This window comes from Micromonospora andamanensis, from assembly GCF_016863495.1.
Classification (GTDB): Bacteria; Actinomycetota; Actinomycetes; order Mycobacteriales; family Micromonosporaceae; genus Micromonospora; species Micromonospora andamanensis.
Map to the genome: position 1 here is coordinate 153,368 of NZ_BOOZ01000007.1, position 22,134 is coordinate 175,501.

The 22,134-nt window shown below is 72.5% G+C and carries 18 protein-coding genes; 11 read left to right on the forward strand and 7 right to left on the reverse strand.

What is annotated here, in order from left to right; genetic code table 11:
- Positions 1 to 190 precede the first annotated feature (190 nt).
- Genes Van01_RS09065 through Van01_RS09075 form a run of 3 tightly spaced genes read left to right on the forward strand, consistent with a single transcriptional unit; the run spans position 191 to position 5,010 of the window.
- The gene (locus tag Van01_RS09065) at positions 191 to 2,056 is read left to right on the forward strand and encodes a GTPase domain-containing protein (protein WP_239098956.1); all 1,866 of its coding nucleotides are present in this window, start codon (positions 191 to 193) and stop codon (positions 2,054 to 2,056) included.
- Positions 2,057 to 2,061: 5 nt separating this feature from the next.
- Entirely contained in the window at positions 2,062 to 3,738 is a 1,677-nt protein-coding gene (locus Van01_RS09070; RefSeq protein WP_204003715.1) for a GTPase, read from the forward strand.
- A 51-nt stretch (positions 3,739 to 3,789) separates the two neighbouring features.
- A complete protein-coding gene (locus tag Van01_RS09075) occupies positions 3,790 to 5,010 on the forward strand; it encodes a hypothetical protein (protein WP_204003716.1) in 1,221 nt (406 codons plus the stop codon).
- A gap of 8 nt (positions 5,011 to 5,018) precedes the next feature.
- Here the strand turns inward: Van01_RS09075 and Van01_RS09080 are convergent, their stop codons facing one another.
- Entirely contained in the window at positions 5,019 to 5,936 is a 918-nt protein-coding gene (locus Van01_RS09080) for a hypothetical protein (RefSeq protein ID WP_204003717.1), read from the reverse strand.
- A gap of 521 nt (positions 5,937 to 6,457) precedes the next feature.
- Between Van01_RS09080 and pdhA the strand changes: the two genes are divergently transcribed.
- From pdhA to Van01_RS09110, 6 genes are all read left to right on the forward strand, one after another.
- Entirely contained in the window at positions 6,458 to 7,633 is a 1,176-nt protein-coding gene (pdhA, locus tag Van01_RS09085; protein ID WP_204003718.1) for a pyruvate dehydrogenase (acetyl-transferring) E1 component subunit alpha, read from the forward strand.
- Positions 7,633 to 8,622 (forward strand): alpha-ketoacid dehydrogenase subunit beta, encoded by a 990-nt coding sequence (locus tag Van01_RS09090; protein WP_204003719.1) that lies wholly within the window; start codon positions 7,633 to 7,635, stop codon positions 8,620 to 8,622. The genes pdhA and Van01_RS09090 overlap by 1 nt, the downstream gene beginning before the upstream one ends.
- Before the next feature lie 5 nt (positions 8,623 to 8,627).
- Positions 8,628 to 10,130: a dihydrolipoamide acetyltransferase family protein gene (locus tag Van01_RS09095; RefSeq protein WP_204004461.1), complete on the forward strand. Its 1,503-nt coding sequence runs from the start codon at positions 8,628 to 8,630 to the stop codon at positions 10,128 to 10,130.
- A gap of 219 nt (positions 10,131 to 10,349) precedes the next feature.
- Positions 10,350 to 10,487 (forward strand): hypothetical protein, encoded by a 138-nt coding sequence (locus Van01_RS09100; RefSeq protein ID WP_165437957.1) that lies wholly within the window; start codon positions 10,350 to 10,352, stop codon positions 10,485 to 10,487.
- 343 nt (positions 10,488 to 10,830) lie between these two features.
- Positions 10,831 to 13,314 (forward strand): LppU/SCO3897 family protein, encoded by a 2,484-nt coding sequence (locus Van01_RS09105; RefSeq protein WP_204003722.1) that lies wholly within the window; start codon positions 10,831 to 10,833, stop codon positions 13,312 to 13,314.
- 242 nt (positions 13,315 to 13,556) lie between these two features.
- On the forward strand, positions 13,557 to 15,392 hold the full coding sequence (locus Van01_RS09110; RefSeq protein ID WP_204003725.1) for an NHL domain-containing thioredoxin family protein: 1,836 nt from the start codon (positions 13,557 to 13,559) through the stop codon (positions 15,390 to 15,392).
- A gap of 10 nt (positions 15,393 to 15,402) precedes the next feature.
- On the opposite strand, the gene Van01_RS09115 is transcribed toward Van01_RS09110, so the two are convergent.
- The 3 genes from Van01_RS09115 to Van01_RS09125 are packed head-to-tail and all read right to left on the reverse strand — an operon-like array spanning position 15,403 to position 17,673.
- The gene (locus Van01_RS09115; protein ID WP_204003728.1) at positions 15,403 to 16,152 is read right to left on the reverse strand and encodes a LamB/YcsF family protein; all 750 of its coding nucleotides are present in this window, start codon (positions 16,150 to 16,152) and stop codon (positions 15,403 to 15,405) included.
- A complete protein-coding gene (locus tag Van01_RS09120; protein WP_204003731.1) occupies positions 16,136 to 16,993 on the reverse strand; it encodes a 5-oxoprolinase subunit C family protein in 858 nt (285 codons plus the stop codon). Before Van01_RS09120 ends, Van01_RS09115 begins: the two co-directional genes overlap by 17 nt.
- The gene (locus tag Van01_RS09125) at positions 16,990 to 17,673 is read right to left on the reverse strand and encodes a 5-oxoprolinase subunit B family protein (RefSeq protein ID WP_204003733.1); all 684 of its coding nucleotides are present in this window, start codon (positions 17,671 to 17,673) and stop codon (positions 16,990 to 16,992) included. Before Van01_RS09125 ends, Van01_RS09120 begins: the two co-directional genes overlap by 4 nt.
- Positions 17,674 to 17,780: 107 nt before the next feature.
- Between Van01_RS09125 and trhA the strand changes: the two genes are divergently transcribed.
- The gene (gene trhA, locus Van01_RS09130; RefSeq protein WP_204003745.1) at positions 17,781 to 18,458 is read left to right on the forward strand and encodes a PAQR family membrane homeostasis protein TrhA; all 678 of its coding nucleotides are present in this window, start codon (positions 17,781 to 17,783) and stop codon (positions 18,456 to 18,458) included.
- 62 nt (positions 18,459 to 18,520) lie between these two features.
- On the opposite strand, the gene Van01_RS09135 is transcribed toward trhA, so the two are convergent.
- Positions 18,521 to 18,808: a DUF6458 family protein gene (locus Van01_RS09135; protein WP_204003748.1), complete on the reverse strand. Its 288-nt coding sequence runs from the start codon at positions 18,806 to 18,808 to the stop codon at positions 18,521 to 18,523.
- Positions 18,809 to 18,925: 117 nt separating this feature from the next.
- On the opposite strand from Van01_RS09135, the gene Van01_RS09140 reads away from it, so the two are divergent.
- Positions 18,926 to 19,465 (forward strand): SixA phosphatase family protein, encoded by a 540-nt coding sequence (locus tag Van01_RS09140; protein WP_204003751.1) that lies wholly within the window; start codon positions 18,926 to 18,928, stop codon positions 19,463 to 19,465.
- Between the two features lie 192 nt (positions 19,466 to 19,657).
- Here the strand turns inward: Van01_RS09140 and Van01_RS09145 are convergent, their stop codons facing one another.
- A complete protein-coding gene (locus Van01_RS09145) occupies positions 19,658 to 19,927 on the reverse strand; it encodes a DUF6458 family protein (protein ID WP_088996804.1) in 270 nt (89 codons plus the stop codon).
- Positions 19,928 to 20,133: 206 nt separating this feature from the next.
- Entirely contained in the window at positions 20,134 to 21,990 is a 1,857-nt protein-coding gene (locus tag Van01_RS09150; RefSeq protein ID WP_204003754.1) for an acyl-CoA dehydrogenase, read from the reverse strand.
- Positions 21,991 to 22,134: the final 144 nt, after the last annotated feature.

A 22,134-nucleotide genomic window follows, 5' to 3' on the forward strand; every position in this document is an offset into this window, starting at 1 on the left:
GGTGACGGGCCCTCCCGTCGCGCTGAGCGGCGGTTGCCGCCCCCAGCGCCCCCACCTCAAGTTGAGTGAACTTGACTCAATAGTGCCACGCCTCCGGCAATCGTCAAGTCAGGGTTGAGTCGGATCGGCGCAACTCGTCAGTCCTACTGACCGGTTGTCTTACCTTGTGTCGGTCGGGCACGCTTTAGCGGTGACGACGCACGGCGATTCCGCCTCACTGTCCGGCGCGCCCGCCGTCGCAGCCCGCACCGGGTCCACCGGCGCCGGGGAGGACCGGCCCGCGGCCACCGGGGACGACACCCTGCCAGACGCCCTGACCGGCCTGCGTGCCGCGATCGGTGAGGCCCGGTTCCCACTGGCCCTGCCCTCGGCCGAGCCGGCCGCGCGTAACGTCGCCGCCCTCGCCGACCAGCTCGACGACTACCTGCTGCCCCGCCTGGCCCGCCTCGACGCACCGCTGCTCGTGGTGGTCGGCGGCTCCACCGGCGCCGGCAAGTCGACACTGGTCAACAGCCTGGTGCAGGCCCGGGTCAGCGCTGCCGGGGTGCTGCGGCCCACCACCCGGTCCCCGGTGCTGGTCTGCAACCCGGCCGACTCGGCCTGGTTCCGCCGTGGGGAGCTGCTGCCCGGCCTGACCCGCACCAACCAGCCCGGCGACGATCCCCGCACCCTGCACCTGGTCACCGCCCCGGCGCTGCCACCGGGGCTGGCCTTCCTGGACGCCCCCGACATCGACTCGGTGGTCGACGCCAACCGGGCACTGGCCAACCAACTGCTCGCCGCCGCCGACCTCTGGCTCTTCGTCACAACCGCCGCCCGTTACGCCGACGCCGTCCCCTGGGAGTTGCTGCACGGCGCGCGGTCCAGAGGTGCGGTGCTCGCCCTGGTGCTCAACCGGGTGCCGGCGGAGGCGACCGACGAGGTGGCCACCCACCTCGCCGAGATGCTCGCCGAGCAGGGTCTCGACTCGGCGCCACTGTTCGTGCTCCCGGAGACCTGGGTCGACGGGCAGGGCCTGCTACCGGGCCGGAGCACCGCGCCGCTGGCGGACTGGTTCGCCCGGCTCGCCGCCGACGCGGACGCCCGCTCGGCGGTGGTCCGCCAGACGCTTGGCGGCGCGCTGGCCCTCCTGCACCCCACAGTCGAGAGCCTGGCCGCCGCCGTCGACGAGCAGGTCGCCGCCGCCGACGCGATGGACGACCGGGTACGTGCGGCGTACCGGGCCGCGAACCGGACCGTCGAGCAGGGGTTGCGTGACGGTCGGCTGCTCCGGGGCGAGGTGCTCGCCAGGTGGCAGGAGTTCATCGGCACCAGCGACATCTTCCGCACCCTCGAGGCGCGGATCGGCCGACTGCGGGACCGGGTCATGGCCGCCTTCTCCCGCCGTCCGGCCCCCGCCGCCGAGCTGCGGGACGCGATCGAGTCGCAACTCGTCACCCTGCTGCGGGGCGTGGCCGCCGAGGCGGCCGAGCACGCGTACACCGGATGGAAGGCGCACCCGGCCGGCGCGGCCCTGCTCGAACCCGATCTCGCCCACCACTCCGCCGACCTGCCGCAGCGCGCCGAGCGGCTGGTCCGGGACTGGCAGCGCGGCGTGCTGGAGCTGGTCCGGGCCGAGGGTGGCGACCGACGCTTCGTGGCGCGGACGGCGGCGTACGCGGTGAACGCCACAGGGCTGGCCGTGATGATCGCGGTCTTCGCCTCCACCGCCTTCATCCCGACCGGGCTGGAGGTCGCCACCGGAGCCGGCACCACCCTCGCCGGACAGGCGGTCCTCCAGGCGATCTTCGGCGATCAGGCAGTGCGCACGCTTGCCCGCAAGGCCCGGGAGGATCTGCTGGAGCGGGTGACCGTGTTGCTGGACGAGGAGGCGACCCGCTATCTCGCGCGGACCCGGCAGGCCCGACCGGTGGCCCGCAGCGCGACGGCGCTGCGCCAGGCGGCCGAACGGGTGGAGGCGGCCCGGCTGCGCAGCGGCTTCGCCGACGCCGCACCCGTGCTCAGTGTCCAGCCGGCCGGCGGCGACGCCCCGGTGACCGATGGGGAGCGGCAGTGACAGGCATGGGCGGGCGCCTCCGTGAGGCGTTGCGGATCGCCGACGGGCGGGTGGACGCCGACCAGCTGGTCGCCAGGCTGGAGGCGGTACGACGGTTCCTCGGCATCGTCGACGGGCACCTGCCGGACACTCCGCTGGTGCCGGCACGCACCCTTGTCGAACGGGCCGGCACCCGGCTGGCGCTGTCGCGCGATCACACAGTTGTGGCGTTGGCGGGCGCGACCGGCAGCGGCAAGTCGAGTCTGTTCAATGCGATGGCCCGGATGGATCTCTCACCCGTCGGGGTACGCCGGCCCACCACAGGTGTCACCCACGCCTGCGTATGGGGCCCGCTCGACGGTGGCACCCGGCTGCTCGACTGGCTCGGCGTGCTCCCCCGCCACCGGTTCGTGCGGGAGAGTCTGCTCGACGGCGACGACGAGTCGACGCTGCACGGGCTGATCCTGCTCGACCTGCCCGACTTCGACTCCGTCCAGCACTCGCACCGGCTGGAGGTGGACCGCCTGCTCGGCCTCGTCGACCTGGTGGTGTGGGTGGTCGACCCGCAGAAGTACGCCGACCGGGTGATGCACCGCAGCTACCTCCGCGAGTTCCGCAGGCACCGGGACGTGACAGTGGTCGTGCTCAACCAGACCGACCGGCTGCCCCCCACCGAGGTACCCCGGGTGCTGGCCGACCTGCGCCGCCTGCTCGACGCCGACGGCCTGGACGGGGTGCCCCTGCTGGCCACAAGCGTCGCCGATCCGGACGGCCCGGAGCGGTTGCGGTCCGCGTTGGAGCGCACCGTCGCCGAACGACAGGCCGCGCTGCGCCGTCTCTCCGGTGACGTGGACGCCGTCGTCGCCGCGCTCGACGACATGGTCGGTTCACCCCGCACCGCGCTCGCCGCAGACGATCCGGCGGTCGCCGCGCTGGACCGCGCCCTCTGCGCGGCAGCCGGAGTGCCGACCGTGGTGGCGGCCGTCGAGCAGGCGTACCGGCATCGCGCCGCAGCGGCCACCGGCTGGCCGTTGCTGCGGCTCTGGCGGCGGCTGCGGGCCGACCCGCTGCGCCGGCTGCACCTGCCCGACCGACGGATCGGCGGCGATCCGGAGGAGAGCCTGGTGGCCGCCACCTCCGTACCGGAGCCCAGCGCGGCCGACAAGTCCGCGCTGGCGCTGGCCCTGCGGACGGTGGCCGAGCGGGCCGGGGCCGGGCTGCCGAATGCCTGGCCCGACGCGATGGCCGCGGCGGCCCGGTCCCGCCTCGGCGACCTGCCGGACGCCCTGGACGAGGCGCTCGCCGGCACCGACCTCGGGATGAGCCGCCCCCGCACCTGGTGGCGGCTGGTGGGCGGGGTGCAGTGGCTGGTGACGCTCGCCGCGGTGGCCGGGCTGGCCTGGCTGGCCCTCGGTTACGCGGTGCGCGCGCTGGGGTTGCCGGAGCTACGACATCCGATGGTCGGTGAGGTGCCGGTGCCGACCCTGTTGCTGCTCGGTGGACTGCTGGCCGGGCTGCTCGTCGCCGCCCTGACCCGCCCGTTGGTGAGGTGGGCCGCCCGCCGGGCCCGCCAGCGGGCGGAGGCGCGGCTGATCCGGGCCGTGGCCAGCGTCGGCGAACAGCATGTGCTGGAGCCGGTACGTAACGTGATCGCCGCCCACGCCGACGCACGCACCGTCCTTGAGGTCGCCCGACATCGCTGACCCGGCCTGTGAACGTTCCTGGACGCCGCACGATCGGCGTAGGGTCGGGTCATGGCCACGCCACAGACCCCTTACGACGCGGTGCTGCACGCCGCACGCGACGTGACCAAGCTCGACTCGGCCTTCGACGCGGAGATGCTCGGTGCCGCGCTGCTGGGCAGCGTGTACGAGGTCGCCGAGACGGACCGGGAGGCCGCGGTACGGGACTTCGTGGCCGGCTTCCTCGCCGCCACCTCGCGACGGCGGGCGGTCGCGGCGACCACTGTCCGGGCCGTCTTCGCCGCCCTGGTGCCTGACGCGGCCGGCGCGGACCGGGTCCGGCCCGGCGCGACCGCACCGGCCTGGTCCGGGCAACTCGGCAAGGTACACCTCACCGGCACCTGGGCGTACGGCGACGTGTACGGCGACCAGACCTCCTACCTGGCCACCTTCGCCTATGACGACGCCAGCGGAGGGCCGGAGCACGCCCTCGTGGCCCTGATCGACCACAACATCGGCATCACCAAGGACGTTTTCGTCGGCGGTCCGGCGGACCGGATCCTGGAGCAGGTCCGGCAGTTGTGCGCCGAGGACGAGTTGACCTGGTTCCGGGAGGAGAGCCCGACCCGGATGCGCGACCAGGTGAGCCGACACCTGGCCGTCACCGACCATCTGGGCCAGCTACCCGGTGCCGCCTCGCTGGCCACCGACCGGGCGCTCGTCGGGGCCCGCCTGGCGGTCCTACCGGCCGCGACCGCGCCACCGCCCCGGCAGGCCGACGACCCGTTGCCCGACGCTGCACGGGCCGCCGAGATCCGCCGCTTCCTGGCCTCACCGGACGCCGCGCGGGCTGGACTGGACGCCGTCGACGGCGCCGAACTGGCCTCGCTGCACTTCTGTCTGGGCCTGCTGCTGGATCACGCGGCCACCTTCCCCGACGCCGATCCGCTGCGGTGGAGTCCGACAGTCGCCGGTCTCTTCCTGCTGGACTGGGTGCACCGCCGGGCCGTGCTCGACATGGACGACGCGGCGATGCTGCCCCGGGTGCTGCGCGCCTGGGCCGGGTACGCGGCCCGCCGGCGTGGGCTGCCTGACTCGGCCGGCACCGCGACGGACAGCGCGATCGAGGAAATGGTGCCGGAGTTCGTCCGGCTCTACGCCACGGGCGAGCGGCGCAGCCCGGCTACCGCCGCGGTGGCCCAGTTGATGGCGGACGGCATCGACCCGGACGACCCGGCGGCCCTGGACGCCTGGATCGAGGCCAACCGGCACCGCCTCGCCGACGACGGCTGAGCCGCACGTCACCGGACCGTCGACCCGGCGGCGGATCGGCACCTGTCGCGCCGGCGGATCCGGGCCCGGGATCGGGCGCTGCCCTTGCGTTCCGCCGTGCCGGGCAGCACCGGTTCGGTGAACGCCATTGACGGCGAGGAGTCCGACGTGGGCTCGTCCGGGTCGACCGACGGACCAGCCGAAGCGCTCGGCGAGGCGGAGGCGGACGGCTCGCCCGAGGGGTTCGGGTCCGAGGTCGGCGGCGGATCACTCGACGCGCTCGGATCGACGGAAGCGGAGGGATCGCTCGACGGGCCCGGGTCCGAGGTCGGCGGCGGATCACTCGACGCGCTCGGATCGACCGGGTCACTCGGATCGGCCGACGCGGTAGGTGGGTCCGGATCGCCTGTCGGGGAGGGCGAAGCGCTCGGCGGGGCCGGTGAGGGCGATGGCGTACGGGTCGGAGTGGGTGCCGGGCGCGGGGCCGGCGTGTTCGTGGGCGGCCGGGGAGCCGGTACGGTCGCCGGTGCGCCGGGGCGGCGGGCCGGCGCATGCTCGACAGGCTTGCCGGCGGTCGCCAACCGTGACGTAGGCACCAGCGGGCTGACCGGCGGTGCCGCGGGCTCGACCGACGGCACCGCGGTGACGGCGGCCGTCGGAGCACTTGTGGGTGGCGGCAGGACCACCACCGGTCCGATGGAGGGCGTCGGGATGAACGGCGTGCCGCCGTCCGGCAGCGCGGTGCTGCCGACCGTCGCGGAGCCGGTGCTGATCGCGGCGAGGACCGGCATCGAGGCGGTGCCGGCGAGCAGCGCCACGGTCAGCAGATAGCCCCGGGTGGGCCCGGCGTTGGGCGCGGCCCGGTGCGCACCGACCACCCGGCGGTAGCCGGACGCCCGGTGCCGGCCGAGGATCGGCGTCCCGGGACCTTCACCTGGTTCGGACACCACGCACTCCTCGTCGTCGCCCCTGGTCAGGGTCGCCCGACGGCAACCCCGCCGGGCCGGCGGAAGCTGGTTCCGGCCCGTGCGATCAGCCTGGGCCAGTAACTCTGAGTCAGCCAACCCCGCACAGCGTGTCGACACGCGTATCTGGCCGAATGGTGACGAACCACCACCGGATCGGTCGCGCGTCGTTCGACCCGACACTCCGGCACTTCGGGTAACGAAGCGGGCCGGCCAGCGGATGCGGGGCGGGCGGGGTGTGGGACGCCTCACCTCTGATGCGAAACTGGAGCCACGGCGGCAGCGCAGCCGCGACCTCCGCGCACCCACGCGGTAGGCGCGACTGGGCGTCGGCGCTCCCGAACCGGGTTCGGCCATGAATCCGGCTCAGGCCGCGCGGCAACCCCCACCGGGGTCAGGCGCGGTCGCCAGGAACCGGTCCCGGCACCAGCCGGGATCGGGCGCACGAGTCGCGCGGCCGGGTGACCCCCCGGTGCCGACGCAGACACGACAGGGAGAGACGGATGGCAAAGGGCGACCCCGGGGGCCCCACGCGCGGCCGGCGCGCCGCGCCCCGATCCAGGAAAGCCACGACCGGCGATCCGGAGCTGGTGCAGCTGCTCACCCCCGAAGGTGAGCGGATCGAGAGCGTGACCGGCCCGGACGGCACCGAGTACCGCGTCGACTTCACCGACGAGGAGTACCGCGGTCTCTACCGCGACCTGGTGCTGGTCCGGAAGCTGGACGCCGAGGCGACGGCCCTGCAACGGCAGGGTGAGCTGGGCATCTGGGCGAGCCTGCTCGGCCAGGAGGCGGCGCAGGTCGGTTCCGGCCGGGCCCTGCGTACGCAGGACATGGCGTTCCCCACCTACCGCGAGCACGGCGTGCTCTACTGCCGTGGCATCGACCCGATCATGCCGTTGGGCCTGTTCCGCGGGGTCGACCAGGGCGGCTGGGACCCTAACGAGTTCAAGTTCAACATGTACACGATCGTGATCGGGGCGCAGACCCTGCACGCGACCGGTTACGCCATGGGCGTCGCGATGGACGGCAAGACCGGCACCGACGACGGCGAGGCGGTGATCGCCTACTTCGGCGACGGCGCCACCAGCCAGGGTGACGTCAACGAGGCGTTCGTCTGGGCCGGTGTGTTCAACTCCCCGTTGGTGTTCTTCTGCCAGAACAACCAGTACGCCATCTCCGAGCCGCTGGAGCGGCAGACCCGCATCCCGCTCTACCGGCGGGCGGCCGGCTTCGGCTTCCCGGGCATCCGGGTCGACGGCAACGACGTGCTTGCCACGTACGCGGTGACCCGGCACGCGCTGGACAACGCCCGGCACGGGCAGGGCCCGAGCCTGATCGAGGCGTACACGTACCGGATGGGCGCGCACACCACCTCCGACGACCCGACCCGCTACCGGATCGCCAGCGAGGTCGAGGCGTGGCAGGCCAAGGACCCGATCGCCCGGATGAAGGCGTTCCTGGACCGGGAGAAGGTCGCCGACGCCGGCTTCTTCACCGAGGTCGACGAGCAGGCCCGCCGCGAGGCGGTCGACCTGCGTGAGCGGGTGCTCGCGATGCCGAACCCGGAGCCGGGCACCATGTTCGACCACGTCTACCCCAACGGGTCGCCGCTGCTCGACGAGCAGCGCGCACAGTTCAGCAGGTACTTCGAGTCGTTCGAGGGGAGCGCGCACTGATGGCCACGGAGACGCTCACCCTCGGCAAGGCCCTCAACGTGGGCCTGCGCAAGGCACTGGAGAACGACCCGAAGGTCGTCATCATGGGCGAGGACGTCGGCAAGCTCGGCGGCGTCTTTCGGATCACCGACGGGTTGCAGAAGGACTTCGGCGACCAGCGCGTGATCGACACCCCGCTCGCCGAGTCCGGCATCATCGGCACCGCTGTCGGTCTGGCCATCCGGGGCTACCGGCCGGTCTGCGAGATCCAGTTCGACGGTTTCGTCTACCCGGCGTACGACCAGATCGTGTCGCAGGTGGCGAAGATGCACTACCGGTCGCGGGGCAAGCTCAACATCCCGATGGTGATCCGGATCCCGTTCGGCGGCGGCATCGGCGCTGTGGAGCACCACTCGGAGTCGCCCGAGGCGTACTTCGCGCACACCGCCGGGCTCAAGGTGGTCTCCTGCGCCAACCCGCAGGACGCCTACGTGATGATCCAGCAGGCCATCGCCTCGGACGATCCGATCGTGTTCCTGGAGCCGAAGCGGCGTTACTGGGAGAAGGGGCCCGTCGACCTGGACGCCCCGCTGTCCGGGGCGTACCCGCTGCACTCGGCCCGGGTGGCGCGGGCCGGCACCGACGCCACCCTGCTCGCGTACGGCCCGATGGTGCGTACCTGCCTCGACGCGGCGACCGCCGCCGCCGAGGACGGGCGGGACCTGGAGGTCATCGACCTGCGCACGCTCTCCCCGCTGGACCTCGGCGTGGTGTACGAGTCGGTGCGCCGTACCGGTCGCGCGGTCGTGGTGCACGAGGCACCGTCGAACGTGGGTCTCGGCGCGGAGGTCGCCGCCCGGATCACCGAGGAGTGCTTCTACTCCCTGGAGTCGCCGGTGCTGCGGGTGGCGGGCTTCGACACCCCCTACCCGGCGGCCCGGGTGGAGGAGGAGTACCTTCCCGACCTCGACCGGGTGCTCGACGCCGTCGACCGCACCTTCGGCTGGTGAGCGGCATGTCGCGGATCAAGGAGTTCAACCTGCCCGACCTGGGCGAGGGCCTGACCGAGGGTGAGATCCTCGCCTGGCTGGTCAAGGTGGGCGACACGATCGAGTTGAACCAGCCGATCGTCGAGGTGGAGACGGCCAAGGCGGCCGTGGAGATCCCGGCGAAGTGGGCCGGCCAGGTCCAGGCGATCTTCCACCCGGAGGGCACCACAGTCGAGGTCGGTACCCCGATCATCGCGATCGACACCGACCCGGGCGCGGGCCCGGTCGAGCAGTCGACCACCGGTGCGCCCGCCGCCGACCTGCCCACCCCGTCGGCGGCGTCATTGGCCGCCGTCGAGGTCGCGCCGGCCGAGGGTGCGGTCGAGCCCGGCCTCATCGGCGGTCCCGCCCCGGGCGGCCGTACCGCCGTTCTGGTCGGTTACGGGCCGCGCACCACGGCGGCCAAGCGTCGCCCCCGCAAGGCCACCGGGCCGGCCGGCAACACGGCCGTACCGACGGCGCCGGTCCAGCCGACGCCAGCACGGATCGCTGCGGCACCGGTCACCCCTACGCCTGCGCCTGCGCCTGCGCCTGCGCCTGCGCCTGCGCCTGCGGTGAACGGCAACGGGCGGGCCGGCGGACCGGTGCTGGCCAAGCCGCCGGTCCGCAAGCTCGCCAAGGACCTCGGGGTCGACCTGGCCACACTCATCGGGTCCGGGCCATCGGGCTCGATCACCCGCGAGGACGTACAGCGGGCGGCGGCGGCCCCGGCGGCGGCCGAGCCGCTGACGGTCACCACAGTGGCCACCTCGGCCGCGAGCTTCGGAGCGGACCGCGAGCAGCGCATCCCGGTCAAGGGGGTACGCAGGCTCACCGCGGAGAACATGTCCCGCTCGGCCTTCACCGCCCCGCACGTCACCGAGTTCCTGACCGTGGACGTGACCCGGGCGATGAAGGCGCTGGACCGGCTGCGCGAGCGGCGGGAGTGGCGCGACGTACGGGTCTCGCCGTTGCTGCTGGTCGCCAAGGCGGTGCTGCTGGCGGTCCGGCGACACCCGATGGTCAACTCCAGCTGGGCCGGCGACGAGATCGTCGTCAAGGAGTACGTCAACCTCGGCATCGCGGCGGCCACCGAGCGCGGCCTGATCGTGCCGAACATCAAGGACGCCGGCCGGTTGACCCTGCGCGAGCTGGCCGACGCGATGACCGACCTGGTGCAGACCGCCAAGGCCGGCAGGACCTCGCCGGCCGACATGTCCGGCGGCACGCTGACGATCACAAACGTCGGGGTGTTCGGGGTGGACACCGGTACGCCGATCCTGCCCCCGGGTGAGTCCGCGATCCTGGCCTTCGGTGCGGTACGCGAACAGCCGTGGGTCCACAAGGGCAAGGTCAAGCCGCGCCTGGTCACCACGCTCGGTCTCTCCTTCGACCACCGGATCATCGACGGTGAGCTGGGGTCGAAGTTCCTCCGCGACATCGGCGACTTCCTCGCCGACCCGGAGGCGGCGTTGCTCGCCTGGACCTGATCCGCGACGACGGCGACGGCCGGTGTGCCAAGGGTTGACGCCCGGCACACCGGCCGTTTGCCGTTCGGCGAAGAATGAGTCGACACACGGGGTCGGTTACCTAAGATTCTTAGGCTGGTGGCTCAGCTCACCTTATAATCGCTGGCAATCCATGCAGCACTGCGCTTCAATGGAGGGGACGACGGGACGACAACCGAATAGCCCAGGAGGAGAGACACCATGAGCATGATCGAGCGAATCCGCAACCGCCGCGACGCCAGCCGCCGCGCCCGCGCCATCGAGCGGGCACTGCGCTCCGCCAGTTCGCCTGCGGTCCGCGACGAGATCCTCGCCATCGCCCAGCGTCACATGCACTGACGCCACACGACGTTATCCGCCTCCTCCAGATCGACGACCCGCCCGGGCAACCCGGGCGGGTCGTCGGCGTTACGACCGGCCCCTGACACCGGGATACCGCCCCGCCGCAGCGCCCGGTACGGTGGGGCTCGGTCGTCGTCCGCGCTCGGAGGCAGGCCGAGGCGATAGAAGCACCTCGACACCGCCCGGCGACGGACAGTGACGATTGAAGCTCCCCGGAAGCCCACCAGCGGCTACCGGGATACGGTGCGGGGAGCCGGCACGGCCGGTACGCCGGCACCGCCGGCTGCCCTGCCGAGACCATCGGCGACGGCGGCCGACATGTGATGGAGGAGGCGCACGCATGACGTCCGAGGGCCCGCACCGCCCCGGCCAGGAGCCGGACGAGGTGCCGCCGGGCGGCGGCGGACCGGCGCCGTACGGCGACCGACCGGCTCAGCCGGACAACGGGTACGGCGCATCCGCCCCTGACCTCGGTTGGGCTCCCCCGCCACCCGCCCGCCCGGATCCGTCCGCGCCAGCCTGGGCGAACCAGCAGGGCAACGCGTGGGGCAGCGCCCAGGCGACCCGGCAGGCGGAAGCCGCGACGCCCGGCAGTTGGGACCAGCCCGCCGGTAACCAGCCGGCCTGGGCGTCCCAGGGGGACCAGCCGCAGCAGCCCGCGCCGGGATGGGCGCCGGCCGGACCGCCCACATCGGATCAGCCTGCCTGGGCCAACGGTGCTCAGACCGGGCCGGCCTGGGCCACCGATCCACCCAATGGGGACACCGCGCGGCCGGCCGACTGGACGCCGGCCCAGCCGGCCACGAGTCAACCCGACTGGGCCGCCAACCAACCGGCCGCGAGCCAGCCCGACTGGGCCGGAGGGCAGCCCGCCCCCGCCCAGTCGAACGTGGCGGCATCCGGTGGATGGTCCGCCGGTCAGCAGCCGGACTGGGCCCAGGCACCCCGTACCGACGACCCGGCTCCGGGCTGGGCTTCGACCGCAGGGCAACCCGAGCCGGCCCAGCCGGCCTGGGCGCAGACCGACCAGCCGCCACCCGCGCGCGAGCCGGCAGCTCGGGCCAGTGCACAGGTACCGGCCCCCGACGCCGGCCAGCAGCGGCCTGCCGACGGGTCGTCCCGTGCCGAGGCATGGCCGACCGAGCAGCCGGAACAGCCCGGCTGGGCGACCGGCCAGCGGCGGGAGTCTGCCGCTGGTGCCTGGGCCAACGAGCAGGCCGTGGAGGGCTGGCACGCGGGCGGTGACCGGCCGGGGCAGCCGGACTGGGCCACGCCGCCACGGGAGGAGCCGACCGGCTGGGCCGGCGGGAATCCGGCGGCCGGACCGCCGCCGTCCTGGAGCCCGTCAGCCGAACCGCTCCCGTCGCGTACCGCCGCCGACCGATCCCCCTCGCCCGACATCCAGCCGTGGGCGGCCGGTGAGGCGTGGGGCCAGGCAGCGGCGGAACCGGCCGCACCTCGGCCCAACCCGGAGCCCGACGCGGCTCGGTCCGATGACGCCCCGGCCTACCAGCCCGCACCAGCGCCGGGCATCTCCCCGGCCAACATGGTGCCGCTGCCGCCGCAGGAGCAGCGGGTGCCGGGCGCCAGCCTGGCCGCCACACCCCCCGCCGACTTCGCCCCCACGCCGTTCACCGACGACCAGGCCGGATCAGCCGGTCGCCCGGTCGCCGACCAGCCGGCCGGCGGCATGGCCTGGGGCCAGCCCGACCCCCGGCACGACGATCCGCAGCCACCGGCCATCCCGGCACCGCGCACCTCACCGGAGGCCGAGGGCCGGGTCACTCCGCCAGCCGGCGGCGGGGTCGCGGCGAGCGCCTCCGTACCGCTGTCCAGTCGGGTCATGCCCCCGGCCGACCACCCGGTTCGTCCGGCCGGCTCGCCCACGCCACAACCCCGGGTGTACGGCCGACCGGCCCGGCCCGAGAACACCGAGGAGCCGGCCCAGGAGCACGGCGAGCAGCCGCTGGTGCCCCGCTTCGACCAGAGCCCGGGTCGGTTCGACTTCGACCAGGCTGCGGAACGCGGCGATCAGGGTCCGGAACGGTTCGAGCAGGCCCCGGAGCCCCGCTTCGACCCGCCGATGGGCGGGCCGAACGCCTTCGCGGGCCCAGCCGCCCCGGCTTCGCCGGCCGCCCCGCCCGCCTTCCCGCCGGGGATGCCGTCCTTCATGGACGCACCACCGACCAACCGGCCGGTCAACGGGGTACGACCGCACGCCGAACCGGAACGCCCCGCCGATCCGTTCGGCGGTGGGCCGCGTGACCCGTTCGGCGGGCCGGGCGGCGACCCGTTCGGCGGGCCGTCCGACCGCCCGGGCGGTGCCTACGGTTCTCCCGTCCGCTCCGAGCCGGGCAGCGAGCACAATTCGGCGTTCCCCCCGCCACCGCAGTCCGCGCCACCGTGGAGCCCCGGCCCGGGCAGTGGGTCGGGCGAGTCGGAGCAGGGCCGCTTCGACGCGTTCAAGCCGGTCGCCGAGCCCGCTCCGGAAACCCCGACCCCGAAGGTACGCAACGGGCGGGTACTCGCCGCGGTGCTTGTCGCCGCGGTGCTGATCCTGGCCATCCCGCTCGGCCTGCTGATGCTCCTCGGCATGATCGGTGGGTCGGACGACGCGAACGCCTTCGACCCGCCTGTCGGTTCCTGCGTCAAGCGCTCCGGCACCACCGCGGTGGCCGCCGAGTGCACCGAGCCGGAAGCCTTCAGCGTGGTGTCCAAGGTCGAGTCGAAGGACAAGTGCCCCGACCCGGCCATGCCGCACGTCGATCTCCGTGGTGCCACCGCCAACCCGGTGCTCTGCCTCAAGGAGGCGACCGGCGGCTGATCTGCCGCACAGTCGACGGCGGGGTCACGGGCAACCGTGGCCCCGCCGCGTGCTACCCGTCCGACTCCAACAGGAGTCGGCAACTCCCGGCCCGGCAGGCCGCCGGCTCGGCAGCGTTCGCGGTTTGCGGCATGTCGCGCTGTCCCGGGCCCGGTAACGGCCAGGATCCCGCAAACCGTGGCCGACCGCCCGGCCTCCCCCTTCGCGCCGGCTGGCATCTGCCGGTAAGGCACGATGGGGTCATGAGCGCACGCGTACGGGCTCCCGAGCTTCGGGGTCGGGCCTGGTTGAACACCGGCGGGCGAGAGCTGACCCTCGCCGACCTGCGGGGCAAGATCGTCATAGCGGACTTCTGGACCTTCTGCTGCATCAACTGCCTGCACGTGCTTGACGAGTTGCGTCCCCTTGAGCAGAAGTACGCCGATGTCCTCGTGGTGATCGGCGTGCACTCGCCGAAGTTCGAGCACGAGAAGGACCCGGACGCGCTGGCCGCCGCCGTGGAGCGGTACGGCGTACACCACCCGGTGCTGGACGACCCAGAGCTGGACATGTGGCAGCAGTACGCGGCCCGGGCCTGGCCGACCCTCGCGGTGATCGACCCGGAGGGGTACGTGGTGGCCACCATGGCGGGTGAGGGGCATGCCGACGGGCTGGCCCGGCTCGTCGACGACCTGATCGCCACCCACGAGACCAAGGGCACGCTGCACCGGGGAGACGGTCCGTACGTGCCGGCCGCCGAGCCGGACACCACCCTCCGCTTCCCGGGTAAGGCGGTGGCCCTGCCCGACGGCGGCCTGCTGGTCTCCGACTCGGCGCGGCACCGCCTGGTCGAGCTGGGCACCGACGGGGAGACAGTCGTCCGGGCCATCGGCACCGGCGAGCGGGGCCGGACCGACGGCGCCGCCGGGGCCGCGACCTTCTCCGAGCCGCAGGGGCTGTGTCTGCTTCCGCAGCAGGTGGCCGAGGTCTGCGGCTACGATCTGGTGGTCGCCGACACCGTCAACCACCTGCTGCGGGGCGTACGGCTGGCCACCGGCGAGGTGCTCACCGTCGCCGGCACCGGGCGGCAGTGGCGGTCGACTGTCGACGACCACGCGCACGACGCCCTCTCGGTCGACCTCTCCTCGCCCTGGGACCTCGCCTGGTACGACGGCAAGGTCGTCATCGCCATGGCCGGCATCCACCAGCTCTGGTGGTTCGACCCGATCAAGCGCACCGCCGGCATGTACGCCGGCACCACTGTGGAGGCGCTGCGTGACGGGCCGCTGGATGAGGCGTGGCTGGCCCAGCCGTCCGGGCTCGCCGTCTCCACCGACGGCCGCCGGCTCTGGGTCGCCGACAGCGAGACCAGCGCCATCCGGTACGTCGAGAACGGCGTCCTGGGTACCGTAGTGGGTCAGGGCCTGTTCGACTTCGGCCACGTGGACGGCCCGGCGGCGCAGGCCCTGCTCCAGCATCCGCTCGGCGTCTGCGCCCTGCCCGACGGCTCGGTCCTGATCGCCGACACGTACAACGGCGCGGTCCGCCGGTACGACCCTGCCAGCGATCGAGTGGCCACCGTCGCCACCGGTCTGGCCGAGCCGAGTGACCTGGTGCTCACCGCCGACGGCGCGGTGCTGGTGGTGGAGTCGGCGGCGCACCGGGTCACCCGGCTGGCGCCGGGTGCGCTCTCGGCGGCCGGTGCGGAAACCGTCGACGGTCCCCGGCACCGTACCGAGCGCAAGCCGATGGACCTGGCCTCGGGCGAGGTCGTGCTGGATGTCGTCTTCACCCCGGCCCCCGGGCAGAAGCTGGACGACACCTTCGGACCGTCCACCCGGCTCGTCGTCTCGGCGTCGCCGCCGGAGCTGCTGGTCGAGGGTGCGGGCACCGGTACGGAGCTGACCCGCCGCCTGGTGATCGACGCTTCGGTACCCGACGGGGTGCTTCAGGTGACCGCGCAGGCAGCGACCTGTGACGCCGATGTGGAACACGCGGCCTGCCACCTGACCCGGCAGGACTGGGGCGTACCGGTGCGGGTGGTCGACGGCGGTGCCGGCCGACTGCCGTTGGTCCTGCGGGGCATGGACGCCGGCTGAGGTCGCGGGTTCAGCTGAACGGGGTGGGGGTGACCCCGGCGTCGACGAGGGCGGCGCGGACGAGTTCCGCGGCGGCCACCGCGCCGGGGCTGTCGCCGTGCAGGCACACCGACTCCACGGTGCACGGGACCGTCGTGCCGTCGACTGTCACCACGACCCGTTCGGTGGCCATCCGCACCGCCCGGCGGGCCACCTCCTGCGGGTCGGTGACCAAGGCGTCAGGCGAGCTGCGTGGTACCAGACGCCCGTTGGGCAGGTAGTTCCGGTCGGCGAACCCCTCGGCGACCACCCGGATGCCGGCGCCCTGCGCGAGCTGGGCCAGCACCGACCCGGGTGGGCAGAGGACCGGCAGCTCCGCGTCATAGTCCTCGAGCGCGGCCAGCAGGGCCGCTGCCGGCATCTCCTCGCTGGCCGCCGCGTGGTAGAGCGCTCCGTGCGGCTTGAGGTAGCGGACCCGGGTGCGGTACGCCCGGCAGAACGCGTTGAGCGCGCCGAGCTGGTAGAGCACCTCGTCGCGCAGGTCCGCGAACTCGTACTCGATGTGCCGTCGGCCGAAGCCGGCGAGGTCCCGGTATCCGACCTGGGCTCCAACGGCGACTCCCCGCTCCGCGGCGGCGGCGCAGACCCGGCGCATCGTGGCCGGGTCCCCGGCGTGGAAGCCGCAGGCGACGTTGGCGGAGGTGACCAGGTTCAGCAGGGCCTGGTCGTCGCCGAGACGCCAGATGCCGAAACCCTCGCCGAGGTCAGCGTTGAGGTCCATGAAACCTCACCGTAGTGCCTGGACGGGCCTGCGCGAGTGGGGTCACGTCGTCCACCACCGCGATGACCGGGTATCCGCCGGTGGTGGGATGGTCGGCGAGGAAGACGAGTGGTTGACCGTCGGCCGGCACCTGGACCGCGCCGAGGACGAGTCCCTCGCTCGGCAGTTCCCCGGCCACCGCGCGGGGGAGCGGCGCGCCGCTCAGTCGCGCGCCGACCCGGTTGCTCAGCGGACTCACCTGGTACGCCGTGCCGAGCAACAGGTCCACTGCCGCCGGGGTGAACCAGTCGTGCCGGGGGCCCAACCGCACGGTCAGCCGCAGGTCCGTCGGGAGCGGCCCGGGCACTGTGACGTCGACCGGGGCGGGCGGGCCGGTGGGGGTGCCGAGTGGCAGCAGGTCGCCGTCGCGCAGCGGGGCCGGCCCGATCCCGGCGAGGGTGTCGGTGGAGCGGCTGCCCAGCACCTGTGGGACGGCTATCCCACCGGCCACCGCGAGCCAGCAGCGCAGGCCCCGTCGGGCGGGACCGATGCGGAGCACCGCCCCGCCCGGTACGGCCAGCGGACGGCCGGTGTCGCCGGGGCGGTGACCGATCCGCACGTCGGCCTCGGCGCCCACCACTGCGACGGTTGTGGCCCGGGTGGGGCGCAGCTCGCAGCCGGTCAGGGTGATCTCCAGGCCGGCCGCGGGTTCCACGTTGCCGACCAGGCGGTTGGCCAGTCGCAGCGCCGCCGGGTCGAGTGCACCGGAACGGGGTACGCCGAGGTGCGCCCAGCCGGGTCGGCCGAGGTCCTGCACGGTGGTAAGCGCTCCGGCCCGGAGCACCTCGACGGTGCCGCTCACCGGTCCACCAGCCGGACCCGGGTGCCGGGGCTGAGCAGGGCCGGTGGGTCAGCCGTCGTGTCGAACAGGGTCAGTTCGGTCCGTCCGACCAGCAGCCAGCCGCCGGGGGACGCGGTGGGGTAGATCCCGGCGTACCGGCCGGCCAGGGCGACCGACCCGGCCGGCACCCGGGTACGGGGCGTGGCCAGCCGGGGCACTGCCAGCTCGGCGGGCAGCCCGGTGAGGTACCCGAAGCCGGGCGCGAAGCCGCAGAACGCGACCTGGAACTCGGTGTGGCGCAGGCGCCGCACGACGCCCGGCACGTCGGTGCGCCAGCGGTCGGCCACCCGGGGGAGGTCGTCCCCGTTGTAGGTCACGGGTATCTCGACGAGGCGGCCGGGTGTGGCGGTGGGCTCGGCGGCGACGGTGTCGGCGGGGAGTGCGGTGGCCGTCCAGGTGGCGATCCGGGCGGCGGTGGCCGGCGGATCGGGCACGCCGTCGAGCAGCACTGTGGCGGCGGCGGGGACGATCTCGACGGCGGACAGTTCACCCAACTCGCGACGCCGCCACAGCTCCGCCCGCCAGGCTTCGACATCGGCGGCCACGTCGGTTTCCCGCCGGGACGGGCCAGCGGGATCGGTGGCCTCCGCAGGGGCGAGGTCGAGCAGGAGAGCGTGCCTGCCGACCGGTCTGATCCGCATGTCCGCCATCCTCCCGGAACTGCTGACGCCTGCGCGTCGTCCGCTCGTCGGAGAGCGTGACCAGTTGCACTACCCGAAAGTAACCTACGCTGCCGTAACCTAAGGACGTGACCACCTCAGCACGCCCCCGGCTCAAGCCGGTCGACATCGGGAAACCCCGGATGCGCGGCTGGCTGCACACGTACGCGTTCTTCGTCGCCCTGGTCTGCGGCATCGTGCTCTGCTCGATAGCCGCCACCCGTCCGGGCTGGACCCCCCTGGTCAGCTCCGCCGTCTACAGCTTCACCGTCTGCGGTCTCTTCGGCACCAGCGCGCTGTACCACCGTCGGGTCTGGTCAACGCGCGGCTACGCGGTCATGCGCCGGATGGACCACTCGATGATCTTCCTGTTCATCGCTGGCACGTACACACCGTTCTGCCTGCTGTTGCTGGAGGCCCGGGCCGCCATCATGATGCTGTCGATCGTCTGGGGCGGGGCCCTGGGCGGCGTGGCGCTCAAACTGATCTGGCCGCACGCCAACCGTTGGATCTCCGCGCCGCTGTACCTCGCGCTGGGCTGGGTGTCCGTGGCGATGCTGCCCGACATCCTCCACCAGGGTGGAGTCACGGCCCTGGTGCTGCTCGCCGTGGGCGGCGGGATCTACACCGTGGGCGCGGTCTTCTACGCGTTGCGCCGCCCCAACCCGTGGCCCACCGTCTTCGGCCACCACGAGTTCTTCCACGCCTGCACGCTTGTCGCCGCGATCTGCCACCACATCGCCATCTACTTTGCACTTTTCGCCTGACCCTGTACGACGACAGTGGGGGTGGTGAGCCTCGTCGCTCACCACCCCCACCGGGATCAGGGTCAGATCGTGGGGCCGGGCCGGCGCACCTCGCGGTACTCCTGGACCACCCGGTCCTGCTGGACCGGCACGGCGTGTTCGGCCACCACCCGCTCCTCGCGCACCGGTGCTGCGACGACGGTACGCCGGCGCGAGTTCCAGAAGTAGAGGGTCACGATCAGCCCGGCGACACCGGCGAGCATCAGCACCCAGCCGACGACGCTAAGGTTGAGCCAGCCCAGGTCCGCCTCCACGGCGAACGCGAAGATCGCACCCAGCGCGATCAGGAAAATACTGCCACCGATGCCCATCTCGTCGTCTCCTTGGCTATCGAAGCTGGCATTCCACTCCGCCGCGGCCACGGATGAGGTTGCGGCACCGACCGACTTACCCCGGCAGGGAGATCGCCAATCGGGCAAGCTGGAGACATGACGGACAGCCCGCACCACGAGCGGACACTTGTGCTGCTGCGACATGCCAAGGCCGAACAGCCCACCTCGGACCGTCCGGACGTCGAACGCCCACTGGCCACCCGCGGTCGTGCCGACGCGGCGGCGGCAGGGGCATGGCTGGCCCGGCACGGGCTGCTGCCGGACGTGGTGCTCTGCTCGGCGGCGGTACGCACCAGACAGACGTGGCACGCCGTGCAGTTGGGGATCACCGGTTCACCACCGGAGAGTGGCCCCGCAGGTCCGGCTCCGGCGGTCAGCTACGAACCGGACGCCTACGAGGCTCATCCCGAGGACCTGCTGCACCTGATCCGGCAGGTGCAGCCGACCACGGCGACGGTCCTGCTGATCGCCCACAACCCCGGCATCTCGCTGCTGTCCGAACTACTCGATCCGGTCCGGGCGGACCCGGAAGGACTGCGTACCGGCGGTCTGGTGGTGCACCGGACGGCCGCGCCGTGGGCCGAACTGGGCCGCGGTACGGCCGGGATAGCGACCCGGCACACCGCACGCGGTTAGGCCCTGTGTCGAAGTCCTCGGTCGAGCCGAGGCGGAGTCCAGGCGGCGGTCCGGCAAGGCGGGGATTGGTCCGGATACCGGTGTTGTATCCGGACCAATCCCTAACGCGGCCGGTCGTCGCCTGGGCCCGCCGCAGGCCGGCCAGGGACTTCGACACAGGGCCTATACCGGCGTGCGGTGTGGGCGCTTCGCTCAGCTCGGTGGCGCGGTCGGCGGCGGTGGATCGGGGGGTGGCGGCATCATCGCGGTCGGGTGCGAGAGCCGGTTCTCCTCCACGATCAGGGTCCGGGCCCGCTTCCGGCGGTCCTGCCAGAACCAGAGCGTGGTGAGCAGCACGGCCAGCCCGGCCAGGATGAAGACCCAACCGACCGCCCGCAAGTCGATCCACCACACGTTGGCCCGGATGGCGAAGGTCAGGATCGCGCCGATCGCGATCAGGAAGATCCCACTACCAATGCCCATGTGCGCGGCACTCCCCCGTGCGGTTGCTCTGGGCGTACTCGGACTGGTCCGCACCGCATACCCACCCACCCCCCACTTACCCCACCCACCCCCGCACCCCCCACAGACAGGTGTTGATCATGAGGTTAGCGGCGATGTTGATCTCTTAACCGCCGCTAACCTCATGATCAACGAGGCGGGGTGGGGGGTGGGGGTGGGGGTGGGGTTTAGAAGGCCTCTTCTGGGAGGTCCATGATGTCCAGGTCGGTGCCTTCGATGATGCGGCGGTCGGCGCCGATGCGGGGCAGCACCTCGCGGGCGAAGAACCGGGCAGCGGCCACCTTTCCGGTGTAGAACGCCTTGTCCGTCGCCGTCACCTCACCGGCGAGCGCCTTCAGCGCCACGTCGGCCTGCTTCTGCAGCAGCCAGCCGACGACCAGGTCGCCGAGCGCCAGCAGGAACCGCCGGCTGCCGAGCCCGACCTTGTACAGCGCCCGGGTGTCCCCACCCTGCGCCTCACCCAACCAGCCGGTCATCACGCCGAGGATGTTCTGGATCTCGGCAAGCGCCTTGCCGAGCGCCTGACGCTCCTCCTTGAGCTGGCCGTTGCCCGCCTCGGTGGCGATGAACTCCTGGATCTCGCCGGCCACGGCCATCAGTGCCTTGCCGTTGTCGCGGACGATCTTCCGGAAGATCAGGTCGAGGCTCTGGATCGCGGTGGTGCCCTCGTACAGCGTGTCGATCTTGGCGTCCCGGACGTACTGCTCCAGCGGGTAGTCCTGGAGGAAGCCGGAGCCACCGAAGATCTGCAACGACTCGTGCCCGAGCAGCTCGTACGCCCGCTCCGAGCCGACGCCCTTCACCAGCGGCAGCAGCAGATCGTTCACCCGCTTGGCCAGCTTGATGGCCTTCTCGTCACCGGCCGCCTCGGCGATGGCGACCTTGTCCTGCCAGCTGGCGGTGTAGCAGACCAGCGCCCGCAGGCCCTCGGCGTACGACTTCTGGAGCAGCAGCGAACGCCGGACGTCCGGGTGGTGGGTGATGGTGACCCGCGGGGCGGTCTTGTCGGTCGACTGGACCAGGTCGGCGCCCTGCACCCGGTTCTTGGCGTACTCCAGCGCGTTGAGGTAGCCGGTGGACAGGGTGGCGATGGCCTTGGTACCGACAAGCATCCGGGCATACTCAATGATCATGAACATCTGGCGGATGCCGTCGTGCTTGTCGCCCATCAGCCAACCCCTGGCCGGTACGCCGTGCTCGCCGAAGGTCAGCTCGCAGGTGTTGGAGACCTTGAGGCCCATCTTGTGCTCGACGTTTGTGGCGTACACGCCGTTGCGCTCGCCCAGTTCGCCGGTGGTCTCGTCGAAGTGGTACTTCGGGACGACGAACAGCGACAGGCCCTTGGTGCCGGGGCCACCCACACCCTCCACACCGACCGGACGGGCCAGGACGTAGTGGACGATGTTGTCGCTCAGGTCGTGCTCACCGGAGGTGATGAAACGCTTGACGCCCTCGATGTGCCACGAGCCGTCCGGCTGGGGGATGGCACGGGCCCGGCCGGCGCCCACGTCCGAGCCGGCGTCCGGCTCGGTGAGCACCATTGTGGAGCCCCACTGCTTGTCGATGAAGAGCTTGGCCCACTTCTTCTGCTGCTCGGTGCCCTCGACGTGCAGCACGTGCGCGAAGGAGGGGCCGGAGGCGTACATCCAGATCGGCGCGTTCGAGCCGAGCACCAGCTCGGCGAGCGCCCACCACAGCGCCCGGGGGGCGTTGGTGCCGTCCAGGTCCGACGGCAGGTCCAGGCGCCAGAACTCGGACTCCATGAAGGCCCGGTACGACTTCTTGAACGACTCCGGCAGCGGCGCGGCGTGCGTGGTCGGGTCGAAGACCGGCGGGTTGCGGTCGCTGTCCTGGTAACTGGCGGCCAGGTCCTGCCGAGCCAGCCGGTCGACCTCGGCGAGGAAGCTCCGCGCGGTGTCGACGTCGAGGTCGGAGTACGGCTCCTGGCCGAACGCCCGGTCCGCTCCGAACACCTCGAACAGGTTGAATTCGAGGTCCCGAAGGTTGCTCTTGTAGTGGGTCATGTCGCTGGCCCCGCTTCCGGACAGGTGTTACCGATCAGTAACCCCGACTCTATTACTCGCGGGTAGGCAGCGACAACCCGGTTCCGACAGTGACAGGCATTACACACCTGCCGTTCAGGTTCCCGCCACCCCGTGACCGCCGGT

What these genes read in the sequence shown, in the direction of transcription:
- Van01_RS09110 (WP_204003725.1), top strand. Translation starts at nt 13,557, where the DNA reads ATGAGCGCACGCGTACGGGCTCCCGAGCTTCGGGGTCGGGCCTGGTTG.
- Van01_RS09090 (WP_204003719.1), top strand. Translation starts at nt 7,633, where the DNA reads ATGGCCACGGAGACGCTCACCCTCGGCAAGGCCCTCAACGTGGGCCTG.
- Van01_RS09135 (WP_204003748.1), bottom strand. Translation starts at nt 18,808, where the DNA reads ATGGGCATCGGTGGCAGTATTTTCCTGATCGCGCTGGGTGCGATCTTC.
- Van01_RS09105 (WP_204003722.1), top strand. Translation starts at nt 10,831, where the DNA reads ATGACGTCCGAGGGCCCGCACCGCCCCGGCCAGGAGCCGGACGAGGTG.
- Van01_RS09100 (WP_165437957.1), top strand. Translation starts at nt 10,350, where the DNA reads ATGAGCATGATCGAGCGAATCCGCAACCGCCGCGACGCCAGCCGCCGC.
- Van01_RS09150 (WP_204003754.1), bottom strand. Translation starts at nt 21,990, where the DNA reads ATGACCCACTACAAGAGCAACCTTCGGGACCTCGAATTCAACCTGTTC.
- Van01_RS09070 (WP_204003715.1), top strand. Translation starts at nt 2,062, where the DNA reads ATGGGCGGGCGCCTCCGTGAGGCGTTGCGGATCGCCGACGGGCGGGTG.
- pdhA (WP_204003718.1), top strand. Translation starts at nt 6,458, where the DNA reads ATGGCAAAGGGCGACCCCGGGGGCCCCACGCGCGGCCGGCGCGCCGCG.
- Van01_RS09095 (WP_204004461.1), top strand. Translation starts at nt 8,628, where the DNA reads ATGTCGCGGATCAAGGAGTTCAACCTGCCCGACCTGGGCGAGGGCCTG.
- Van01_RS09125 (WP_204003733.1), bottom strand. Translation starts at nt 17,673, where the DNA reads ATGCGGATCAGACCGGTCGGCAGGCACGCTCTCCTGCTCGACCTCGCC.
- Van01_RS09075 (WP_204003716.1), top strand. Translation starts at nt 3,790, where the DNA reads ATGGCCACGCCACAGACCCCTTACGACGCGGTGCTGCACGCCGCACGC.
- Van01_RS09145 (WP_088996804.1), bottom strand. Translation starts at nt 19,927, where the DNA reads ATGGGCATTGGTAGTGGGATCTTCCTGATCGCGATCGGCGCGATCCTG.
- Van01_RS09115 (WP_204003728.1), bottom strand. Translation starts at nt 16,152, where the DNA reads ATGGACCTCAACGCTGACCTCGGCGAGGGTTTCGGCATCTGGCGTCTC.
- Van01_RS09140 (WP_204003751.1), top strand. Translation starts at nt 18,926, where the DNA reads ATGACGGACAGCCCGCACCACGAGCGGACACTTGTGCTGCTGCGACAT.